The sequence below is a fragment of the Aneurinibacillus sp. UBA3580 genome (assembly GCF_002375825.1).
Lineage (GTDB): Bacteria > Bacillota > Bacilli > Aneurinibacillales > Aneurinibacillaceae > Aneurinibacillus > Aneurinibacillus danicus.
This window is the reverse complement of sequence record NZ_DFMZ01000074.1, coordinates 1-3,466: the sequence shown is the minus strand read 5'-3', so window position 1 is coordinate 3,466 and position 3,466 is coordinate 1. Positions and strand designations below refer to the sequence as shown.

General features: G+C 50.2%; 3 protein-coding genes. 1 reads left to right on the top strand and 2 read right to left on the bottom strand.

The features are described from left to right. Positions 1-278: 278 nt before the first annotated feature. Positions 279-464 (bottom strand): type Z 30S ribosomal protein S14, encoded by a 186-nt coding sequence (locus tag B2899_RS11165; RefSeq protein ID WP_146809289.1) that lies wholly within the window; start codon positions 462-464, stop codon positions 279-281. Positions 465-574: 110 nt separating this feature from the next. Next, entirely contained in the window at positions 575-2,476 is a 1,902-nt protein-coding gene (locus B2899_RS11160) for an ATP-binding cassette domain-containing protein (protein WP_286885818.1), read from the bottom strand. A 145-nt stretch (positions 2,477-2,621) separates the two neighbouring features. Between B2899_RS11160 and B2899_RS11155 the strand changes: the two genes are divergently transcribed. Further along, positions 2,622-3,416, top strand: a complete 795-nt coding sequence (locus B2899_RS11155) for an AIM24 family protein (protein ID WP_170230179.1) — start codon at positions 2,622-2,624, stop codon at positions 3,414-3,416. Positions 3,417-3,466 lie beyond the last annotated feature (50 nt).

The following is a 3,466-nucleotide window of genomic DNA, read 5'->3' as shown; positions in this document are numbered from 1 at the left end:
CGTTCGCCTTTTTCTACATTGAGCAAAGATAAGCAGGCTATCCCCGCAGTTCCTGCGGTTGAATACAAAAAGTTCGTATTGGCTTGCCATCTTTTCTTGGCTTTTGACACTTGGTTTTCGTGCCAGAGGTAAACGGTATCACATAGGTCGGACAATGGACGTGTCAAAAAACACGCCTTGTCCGAAGCCGATTCATCTCATGCCTGAAATCACGAGTGTTCCCGGCTAATTCATAAAAAAACGGAAAGCGAGGATCTCTCACCTTCCGAATTCATACATTACCAGCTTGATTTTTTTACGCCAGGCAGTTGTCCTTGATACGCCAGGTCGCGGATACAAATCCGGCACAGCTTAAACTTGCGGTACACGGAGTGCGGACGGCCGCACCGTTCGCAGCGGGTATAAGCCTGCACTTTGAATTTCGGTTTCCGCTTCGATTTTACAATCATTGACTTCTTTGCCATAACTTCCTCCTTTTTACTTAGTTCTTCTTTATTTTAAACACACACGTGTAGACTACACAAACATACTTATCTATCATACCACGTTAGCTGAATAGGTGCAAAGCATGCGCCTAGCTTTTCTGCGCCTCAATTTCTTCCACCAGAAGGCTCAGTTCCGCCCACCGTTCCACTTTTGCCTCCAGCTCCGCGTCCACTTTCTCTTTCTCATCCGTCAGCTCCCGCAAGCGGTTATAGTCGCTTCCCGTTTGCGCTATCTCCTGCTCAAGCGCTTCACTCCGCTGTTCCAATTCGCTGATTTCCTGTTCAATTGTCTCAAATTCCATCTTCTCCTTATACGTAAGCCGGCGGGGTTTGTCTTTTTTCTCCCGTGCTTCCGGCTCCTTTTTCGCTTGCCCGACCTCTGCCTGCTTCTGGCTCTCTTCGTGCCTGCGAATCTCCAGGTATTCGCTGTAATTGCCGAAGTACTCTTTGATACTGCCGCCTTCGAACGCAAACAGACGGTCCACCGTCCGATCCAGAAAGTAACGGTCATGCGACACGACAAGCACGACGCCAGGAAAGCTTTCCAGATAATCTTCAAGAATGGACAGCGTCTGAATATCCAGATCGTTTGTCGGCTCATCAAACAGCAAAACATTTGGCTCGCTCATCAGCACACGCAGCAAATACAGACGCCGCTTCTCGCCTCCGGACAGGCGGCTAAGCGGGGTTCCGTGCGCTTCCGGCGGAAACAGAAAACGTTCCAGCATCTGTCCTGCCGACAGCGTCTTGCCGTCCGCTAAACGGACAACATGGCCGGCTTCCTTAATATAGTCAATCACCCGCTGGTTGCCATCCATCTCCGTATTCTCCTGCCCGTAGTAGCCCAGACGAACGGTTGGACCCAATACGGCTTCGCCTTCGGTTGGAGTAAGCTTGCCTGTAATGATTTTCAGCAATGTCGATTTGCCACTGCCGTTTGGCCCGACGATGCCGATGCGATCCCCGGGCACGGCAATATAGCTGAAATCACGGATAAGCGTTTTGCCATCAAACGCCATCGAGATATGATCCAGCTCAATAATCTTTTTGCCGAGGCGCTGTGATTTCAATTCGATTTCAAGCGCCTGCTGCTGGGCCTGCGGCTTGTTCGCCTGCATCTCATGAATGCGGTCGATGCGCGCTTTCTGTTTCGTCGTGCGCGCTTTCGCCCCCCGGCGCAGCCATGCGAGTTCGCGGCGCAGAATATTTTGGCGGGTCGCTTCCGTCGCCGCCTCCCGCTCTTCACGCTCCGCTTTCTTCTCGAGGAAATAGCTGTAGTTGCCGTCATATGTGTACAATCTGCCGCGGTCCAGCTCGACAATGCGGTTTACCACACGGTCGAGAAAATAACGATCGTGCGTAATCAGCAACAGTGCACCTTTATATCGCGCCAAGTAGCCTTCCAACCACTCCACCGTTTCGTTGTCGATATGGTTCGTCGGCTCGTCGAGGATGAGAAGGTCTGCTGGATTAATCAATGCGCGCGCCATCGCAACCCGCTTGCGCTGACCACCGGACAAACGATCCACCTGCGCCGAGAAATCATGAATGCCAAGTCGGGTCAGGATTGTTTTTGCGTTCGTCTCCACGTCCCAGGCACCCGCACGATCCATTTGCTCATTCAAATCCGCCAGCTTTTGCTGCAGTCTGGCATTCTCCGGCTCACGGCTAATCTGCTCAATGGTCTGCTCGTACTCTTTCACCAACTGGATTAATGGCGAGTCGCCGGCAAAAATCTGATCCAGCACCGTTCCTTCTTCAAATACAGGATTCTGCGGAAGAAACTCCACGCGCACCCGACTGCCTATCGTTACCGTACCTTCATCGGGTGGAGTCATACCGGCCAGCACTTTCAACAGCGTCGATTTGCCCGTTCCGTTGACGCCGATAATGCCGATTCGCTCCCCGTCTTGGATCCCGAACGAGATATTTTCAAATAAGGTCTTCATTCCATATGATTTCGAAAGATTTTCTGCCGTTAAAATATTCATGTTTAAAACGTCCCTTTTTCAAGTAATCTACCATTTCCTTCTCCTATTATAAACGAAACAGCCAGACAGCACAGAACACATTCAGGGAAAAATGAAATTTTCTGACTATGGCTCATATAGTACAATGAAGAGAGGAGGCGATGTGATGTATAGTGAAAACATAAAAGTAGTCGATTCAAAAACCAGCACAGATGGCAGCCTCAAAGTTGAAATTCTGGAATTTAACAACCTGGCAGGTTTCCATGACACGGCAATGGCATCAAGTTTGTATTATGCGCGCCATAACGGCGTAAAGCTGCACCAGATTAAAGCAACACTAAACGAAGGAAGCTTTACCGTAGAGCAGGGTGCGCTGCAGTACATGAAAGGAAGAATTGCACTTGAGAACACGATAGGCAGCATGGCCGGTATGGCACAGCGCTTCTTAAGCAGCGCGCTGACGAAAGAAACAATGTTCCGTCCGACTTACAATGGTACCGGCGAGATTTACCTTGAACCATCCTTCGGACATTACGCAATCATTCCGGTCGCTAACCAGCGTGTCGTATTGGACAAAGGCATTTACTTTGCAGGAGAATCATCCTTAAAGATTTCCACCGCTGTACAGAAGAACATCTCTTCCGCCTTGTTTGGCGGCGAAGGCCTATTTCAGACGGAAGTATCCGGATCGGGCCTATTGGTCATCCACTGCCCGGTACCGCCGGACGAAGTCCATATCGTAGAGCTTACAAATGACCGCTTGCAGGTAGATGGCACATTTGCCTTTGTGCGCGTCGGCGACATCTCGTTCTCTGTGGAGCGTTCGGCAAAATCGATGGTGGGCGGCATAACAAGCGGCGAAGGCTTGCTGCAGACATTCGAGGGAACCGGTCAGGTCTGGCTCGCTCCTACCCTTCCGGTATACCAGAGCTTCATGACGCCATATCCGGGAAAAGCATAACTCCATAAAACAAACAGTTTCTATTTACTCCTTTTTCTGTGAAAATCATG

Coding starts and splice junctions, on each gene's coding strand:
- B2899_RS11165 (WP_146809289.1), bottom strand. CDS start 464: ATGGCAAAGAAGTCAATGATTGTAAAATCGAAGCGGAAACCGAAATTC.
- B2899_RS11160 (WP_286885818.1), bottom strand. CDS start 2,476: ATGAATATTTTAACGGCAGAAAATCTTTCGAAATCATATGGAATGAAG.
- B2899_RS11155 (WP_170230179.1), top strand. CDS start 2,622: ATGTATAGTGAAAACATAAAAGTAGTCGATTCAAAAACCAGCACAGAT.